The 3,937-nt window shown below is 73.2% G+C and carries 5 protein-coding genes; 2 read left to right on the forward strand and 3 right to left on the reverse strand.

Annotation, left to right across the window (positions count from 1 at the left end; all coding sequences use genetic code 11):
- A partial coding sequence (locus ACYVE9_RS18195; RefSeq protein ID WP_461028939.1) for an Atu4866 domain-containing protein occupies positions 1-287 on the forward strand: 287 nt, incomplete at its 5' end.
- Between the two features lie 135 nt (positions 288-422).
- Here ACYVE9_RS18195 and ACYVE9_RS18200 read toward each other — a convergent pair.
- Positions 423-1,133, reverse strand: a complete 711-nt coding sequence (locus ACYVE9_RS18200; protein WP_461028940.1) for an SDR family NAD(P)-dependent oxidoreductase — start codon at positions 1,131-1,133, stop codon at positions 423-425.
- 103 nt (positions 1,134-1,236) lie between these two features.
- Here ACYVE9_RS18200 and ACYVE9_RS18205 point away from each other — a divergent pair, with 103 nt between their 5' ends.
- Entirely contained in the window at positions 1,237-2,079 is an 843-nt protein-coding gene (locus ACYVE9_RS18205) for a helix-turn-helix transcriptional regulator (protein WP_461028941.1), read from the forward strand.
- Positions 2,080-2,276: 197 nt separating this feature from the next.
- On the opposite strand, the gene ACYVE9_RS18210 is transcribed toward ACYVE9_RS18205, so the two are convergent.
- Both ACYVE9_RS18210 and ACYVE9_RS18215 read right to left on the reverse strand, forming a co-directional pair.
- A complete protein-coding gene (locus ACYVE9_RS18210) occupies positions 2,277-2,702 on the reverse strand; it encodes an OsmC family protein (protein ID WP_461028942.1) in 426 nt (141 codons plus the stop codon).
- A 400-nt stretch (positions 2,703-3,102) separates the two neighbouring features.
- Positions 3,103-3,774, reverse strand: coding sequence for a response regulator (locus tag ACYVE9_RS18215; RefSeq protein WP_461028943.1), 672 nt, complete (start codon positions 3,772-3,774; stop codon positions 3,103-3,105).
- Positions 3,775-3,937 lie beyond the last annotated feature (163 nt).

Genomic DNA, 3,937 nt, shown 5'->3' on the forward strand with positions numbered 1-3,937 from the left:
CCCCCGGGCGGGCCACCGCCCCCGAACCGGGCGTCCCGGCCTCGCCGGACCTGACCGGCAGCCCGCGGGTCGGCGTCTGGATCGACCAGGACGACTTCCTGCACCAGGAGCTCACCGCCGACGGCCGCTACGACGAGACCCGGGGCGGCCGGCCCCACGCCTACCAGGGCCGGTACTGGATCGACGGCGACCGGATCGACTACCTGGACGATCTGGGCTTCTGGGCCGTGGGGTACTTCCGCGGTGACGAACTGCACCACGTCGGTTACGTCATGAAGCGCGGCTGACCCCCGCGCGGTCCCGCGGCCGGTGTTCCCCGGGAGGGCCGTTGCGGCTCTCCCGGGGAACGCGTCGGCGTCGCCGCCGGCCCCTCCAGTCCACCGGAGGGGCCGGCGGTCTGCGACTGCCGGGGGCCGGAGGCGCTACCAGGGCACGGGGCCGGTGTCGCCGACGAAGGCGGGGCTCGGCGTGCCGGGCTCCGCGGTGGCGGCGACGACGATCGCCTCGGCGCCTTGCTCCACGGTCCGGGTGCCCTGGTGGCCGTTGAGGTCGGTCGCGGTGAACCCCGGGTCGACGGAGACCGAACGGACCTGCGGGAACGACTGCGCGTAGACGGCGGTCAGCATGTTCAGCGCGGCCTTGGAGGAGTTGTAGGCCAGCAGCGGCGCCCACGCGGGGAGCAGCTCAACGTGGGCGGCCGGGTCGGCGTTGATCGTCAACGAGCCCAGCGCGCTGGACACGTTCACGAGCGCGGGCCGGGCCGACTGCTGGAGCAGCGGCAGGAAGGCGCGGGTGGTGCGCACCGCGCCGAAGACGTTGGTGTCGAAGACGAGTCGCAGGTCGTCGGCGGTCAGTTCGCCGGCCGGCGCGGCGGGGCCGTTGGTGCCGGCGTTGTTCACCAGGACGTCCACCAGGCCCTCCTCGGCGTGCACCTGCTCGGCGGCCGCGGTGACGGACGCGTCGTCGGTGACGTCGATCAGCAGCGGCCGGGCCCCGAGGGCCTTGGCGGCCTGGGCGCCGCGGTGGGCGTCGCGGGCGCCGGCGTAGACGGTGTGGCCGGCCTCGACGAGGCGGCGTGCCGTCTCGAATCCGAGGCCCTTGTTCGCTCCGGTGATCACGGTGATTGTTGTCATGCCGTTCAGCCTGCGCGCCGCCGGACGGGACAGGGAGAGCTCTCCCCAGCGGGGGGTCGGCCAGTACCAGGCTGTTCGCCGAGGAGCGGCGGACAATGGTGGGGTGAACGACGATCCCGTGGCCCTCGGCGGGGCCCTCCGCAAGTGGCGCGACCGCACCAGCCCCGAAGACGTGGGCCTCCCCCTCGGCGGGGTGCGCCGGGCGCCCGGACTGCGCCGCGAGGAGCTGGCCCAGCTCGCCAATCTCTCCGTCGACTACGTCGTCCGGCTGGAGCGTGGGCGGGCCACCTCGCCCTCCCCGCCGGTCCTGGCCTCCCTCGCGCGCGCCCTGCGCCTGGACGAGACCGAACGCGACCACCTCTACCTGCTGGCCGGCCAGGCGCCGCCCACCACGGGACAGGTCTCCGCGCACGTGCCGCCCAGCGTGCAGCGCCTCCTCGACCAGCTGAACGGCAACCCGCTCAGCGTCCACGACGCCACCTGGAACCTGGTCTCGTGGAACCGCCTCTGGGCCGCGCTCATGGGTGACCCCTCCCCCTGGCGCGGCAGGGACCGCAACGTCGCCTGGCGGCACTTCACCGGACAGCCCACCCGCGTCACCCATGCTCCCGACCAGGAGGCCCGCTTCGAGACCGCCCTCGTCTCCGACCTGCGCTCCTCCGCCGCCCGCTACCCCGGGGACGGCCGGCTCACCGCGCTGATCAACGAACTGCGCGGCGCCAGCGGCCGCTTCGAGCAGCTGTGGGACTCCCACACGGTCGGTTTCCACACCACCGACAGCAAGACCGTGCACCATCCCGACCTCGGGCCGGTCACCGTCGACTGCGACACGCTCACCGTTCCCGGCAACGACCTGCGCATCGCCGTCTGCTCCCCACCGTCCGGTAGCGCGACAGCCGACCAGTTCGCCTTGCTGAACAGCATCGGGACGCAGGTCATCGGCTGACGCACCGCACGGTCGAGCGGCGGGACGGGGAGCATCCGGTGGCTGGGCGAGCCCGTCCTGTTCACCGGCCCACGTGGACGCTCCCGCAGGGTTGTCCCGCTCCTGGCGACCCCCGCGGCGAGGGATGCCGCGCGCTCCCGCGGCGCGCGGCATCCCGGCAGTCGCCCGGCCGGTCACGCGGTCAGGCGCCCTGCTGGTCAGGCGAGTCTGGCCGAGAGAGTGATCGACGTGCCCGTAAGTGCCTGGCTGAGCGGGCAGTTGGCCTTGGCGTCCTGCGCCGCGGCGACGAACGCGTCGTTGTCGATGCCTGCAACGGTGCCCTCGACGGTCAGGTGGATGCCGGTGACGCCCTCGCCGGGCTGGAACGTCACGTCGGCGGAGGTGACGAGCCTGGTGGACGGGGTGCCCGCTTCAGCCAGGCCGTGCGACAGCGCCATGGAGAAGCAGCTGGAGTGGGCCGCGGCGATCAGCTCTTCGGGGCTGGTCCTTCCGTTCGCCTGCTCGGCGCGCGACGGCCACGACACCGGCTGGTCACCCATGCCGGAGGAGTCGAAGGTGACGACGCCGTTGCCGTCGAGCAGGTCGCCTTCCCAGACGGTGTGTGCTGAGCGCTTGGTTGCCACGATGGGTCCTTCTCTTTTGCGGTGCGTGTTTCGACATAGCGGCCCGCGGGACCTGTGGTTGCCGCCGGACCGCGTGCGGTCCGGCGGTCGGTCCCGTGCTCCGCCTCCGCAGATTCTGCTGGGGAACCGACCGGCGGACATCGGCTGATCGACCTATGTCGCTGGTCTACCCGCTTCGACGGGCCACCTGGCGAACGGCACCTGCACGCCGGGGCGGAGAGGTCGAAGGCCGTACGCCCCGCGGTTCGCGGGCGGGACGCCACCGCCCGAACTCGGGTGCGCCGGGGCGGGGTTGCTGCGCGTTCCGCCGAACCCGCCCGGCACCGGTTCGTCCTCGCGGCGTGGCCGCGGCCCGCTCCCGACCCGGCCCCGGTGGCGTCCGGGGCCCAACCGGGGCCGCTCAGGCGGTGGGTGTTCCCGACGGGCGGATCAGTCCGCTCTCGTAGGCGAAGATGGTCGCCTGCACACGGTCCCGCAGAGCCAGTTTGCTGAGCACCGCGCTCACGTGCATCTTCACCGTGCCCACGGCCAGCCCCAGACGCGCCCCGATCTCCGCGTTGCTCAGGCCCGTGCCCACCAGGATCAGGATCTCGCGCTCACGATGGGTGAGGCGGCCCAGGACCCCGGCGACCTCCGTGTGGACGGGGGCCCCTTGGGCGAAAGCCGCTATCAGGCGTCTCGTGACCGCGGGCGCGAGCACACCGTCGCCGGAGGCGACGACCTGGATCGCGGACAGCAGGTCGTCCGGCTCCGAGTCCTTGAGCAGGAAACCGGAGGCCCCGGCACGCAACGCTTCGTAGACGTAGGCGTCGAGGTCGAACGTGGTGAGCACCAGGACCCGGGTGCGGTCGCTCTGCCGCGTGATCAGCCGGGTGGCCGTCAGCCCGTCCATGCCGGGCATCCGGATGTCCATCAGCACCAGGTCGGGGGCGAGTTCGGCCGCCATCGACACCGCGGCGTCGCCGTCCGCGGCCTCGCCGACCACCGTTATGTCGGCCTCCGCCGTCAGGATCGCCACGAAGCCCGCGCGCACGATCGCCTGATCGTCCACGACCAGCACACGAATGCCGATGGTGCCACTCCTCGCCTCGCCCCCGCAGGGCCCCTCGCCTGTGCCACATCGTCCCACGGAGCTGGTGGGCGGGGCGTGCCGGGCGGCCTGACCGCCGACGGGCAGCCGCAACGTGGTCACCCCCGCGCGGTGACGCGGCGCGCCGGTCCGGTCAGGTGCCGGC

Source organism: Streptomyces sparsus (assembly GCF_054776295.1).